The sequence below is a fragment of the Pseudoroseomonas cervicalis ATCC 49957 genome (genome assembly GCF_000164635.1).
GTDB classification, from domain to species: Bacteria; Pseudomonadota; Alphaproteobacteria; order Acetobacterales; family Acetobacteraceae; genus Pseudoroseomonas; species Pseudoroseomonas cervicalis.
The window spans coordinates 212,773-214,994 of the sequence record NZ_GG770780.1; the positions used below are offsets into that span (position 1 = coordinate 212,773).

3 protein-coding genes are annotated in these 2,222 nt (G+C 73.8%); 2 read left to right on the forward strand and 1 reads right to left on the reverse strand.

The features are described from left to right. A partial coding sequence (locus HMPREF0731_RS14400; protein ID WP_007004888.1) for a heparinase II/III family protein occupies positions 1-677 on the forward strand: 677 nt, incomplete at its 5' end. 141 nt (positions 678-818) lie between these two features. Continuing rightward, positions 819-1,934 carry a glycosyltransferase family 4 protein gene (locus tag HMPREF0731_RS14405; protein WP_007004889.1) on the forward strand — a complete coding sequence of 372 codons (1,116 nt, stop codon included), beginning with the start codon at positions 819-821 and terminating at the stop codon, positions 1,932-1,934. 62 nt (positions 1,935-1,996) lie between these two features. On the opposite strand, the gene HMPREF0731_RS14410 is transcribed toward HMPREF0731_RS14405, so the two are convergent. Then, a partial coding sequence (locus HMPREF0731_RS14410) for a hypothetical protein (RefSeq protein ID WP_007004890.1) occupies positions 1,997-2,222 on the reverse strand: 226 nt, incomplete at its 5' end.

The following is a 2,222-nucleotide window of genomic DNA, read 5'->3' on the forward strand; positions in this document are numbered from 1 at the left end:
CCGAGGGGCGCGGCGCCCCCGCCCCGGGCGGCCTGCCGCGCCATGCCGACCGCTACCACCATGCCGGCACCCTGGCCTTCGAGATGTCGGTCGGCCGCGACCGGCTGATCGTCAATTGCGGTGCCGCCCCGGCCGCCGAGGGCGCCTGGCGCGACGCGCTGCGCGCCACCGCCGCGCATTCCACCCTGGTGCTGGCCGACACCAACAGCAGCGAGCTGCGCGAGGAAGGCCTCGGCCGCCGGCCCGAGGCGGTGGAGGCCGAGCGCCAGGAGGCCAATGGCGCGCAATGGCTGGACGCCAGCCATGATGGCTACCGGCGCGGCTTCGGCGCGCTGCACCGCCGCCGCCTCTACCTCTCCGAATCCGGCGACGACCTGCGCGGCGAGGATTCGGTCGAGGGCGAGGAGATCCCCGCCTATGCGGTGCGCTTCCACCTGCATCCCGGCGTGGTGGCCAGCCCGCAACAGGAAGAAAATGCGGTGCTGCTGCGCCTGCCCTCCGGTGCCTCCTGGCGGCTGCGCGCCAGCCGCGCCCGGCTCACCGTCGAGGAAAGCGTCTTCATGGCCGGCGAGCCGCGCCGCACCTCCCAGGTGGTGCTCTCGGCCGAGCCCGGCACCGCCTCGGTGCAATGGGCGCTGAGCCGCGTGAACCTCCCCAACCCCACCACATCCGACTGATTTTTTCGGGCTGCCGCCGTCGGGTGGGGTGGCGGGACGCTGCACTCGCAAGGGGCACTGGTGGTGACGGGGTCGCCGGCACGGCTGGGCCGGAGCGCGCGGCCTCAGTGAAGCGACTCTCGTCTGGGCCATGACCGGCAGATGCCAAAAAAAATAGCGTTTGTTTGCAATGTCGACTTTGCCATGCGGCATTTCCTGCTGCCGGTGATGCGCGGCGCGCGCGACCGCGGGCATGAGGCGGTGGGCTATTGCGCCGAGGGCCCGCTGCTCGATGTGCCGCGCGCCGAGGGCTTTCGCATCGAGCCGGTGCCGATGGCGCGCAGCCTGAACCCGCTGGCCCAGGGCCGCGCCTTCGCCGCCCTGCTGCGGCATTTCCGCGCCGAGCGCTTCGACCTCGTCCACGCGCATATGCCGATCTCCGGCCTGCTGGCGCGGGCGGCGGCCAAGGCGGCGGGGGTGCCGCGCATCGCCTATACGGGGCATGGCTTCCTGTTCAACCAGCCGGGCCCGGCCTGGCGGCGCGGGCTGTCGCTGGGCCTGGAATGGCTGGGCGGCCGCGCCACCGATGTCTTCCTGACGGTGAGCGAGGAGGAGGCAGCGGATGCCCGGCGCCTCGGCATCGCCCGCAACGCCATCGGCATCGGCAATGGCCGCGACCCGCAGCGCTTCCGCCCCGACCCCGCCACCCGCGCCGCCCTGCGGGCCGAGCTGGGCGCGGCGGAGGGCGAGTGCGTCATCGTCATCGTCTCCCGCCTGGTGCGGCACAAGGGCCACCCCGAGCTGCTGCGGGCGATGGAATCGGTGCCCAACGCCACCCTCTGGGTGGTGGGGGAGCGGCTACCGACCGACCACGGCCCCGACATGGCCGAGGATTTCGCCCGCGCCGAGCGGGTGCTGGGGCCAAGGCTGAAGCGCCTGGGCTACCGCACCGATGTGGACCGCCTGCTGGCGGCGGCGGATGTGTTCTGCCTGCCCAGCCATTTCGAGGGCCTGCCCATGTCGGTGATCGAGGCGATGCTGACCGGCCTGCCCGTCGTCGCCACCGACATCCGCGGCCCGCGCGAGCAGGTGGTGCCGGGCGAGACCGGCTTCCTGGTGCCGCCCATGACCGTCGAACCCCTGGCCGATGCGCTGAACCGGCTGGCCGCCGATCCGGAGCTGCGTGCGCGGATGGGGGCGGCGGGGCGGGCCCGCGCGGTGGAACGCTTCGACGAGGCGCGCATCATCGGCCGCACCCTCGACCTGATGGGGCTTTGAGGGGGCTTTGCCCCCTCAAACTCCCCCAGCAGGGGACAGGGTCCCCTGCACCCGCCTTCGGTTCAGGCGGCGCGGCCCTGCAGCGTGGCGGCCCGCGCCTGGCGCAGCACCAGCGCCCACCAGTGCAGCCGGTCCAGCAGCGCGGCGAAGCGGGACGGGATGTCGCCCGGATGGCGCAGCCAGCCATCCTCGGTGAGGTTGGCGGCGTCGGGCAGCACCAGCCGCTCCGGCACCACCACGGCGCGCAGCAAGGCCAGGCGCCGGCGCAGCGCCGCGCCGCCAGGGCCG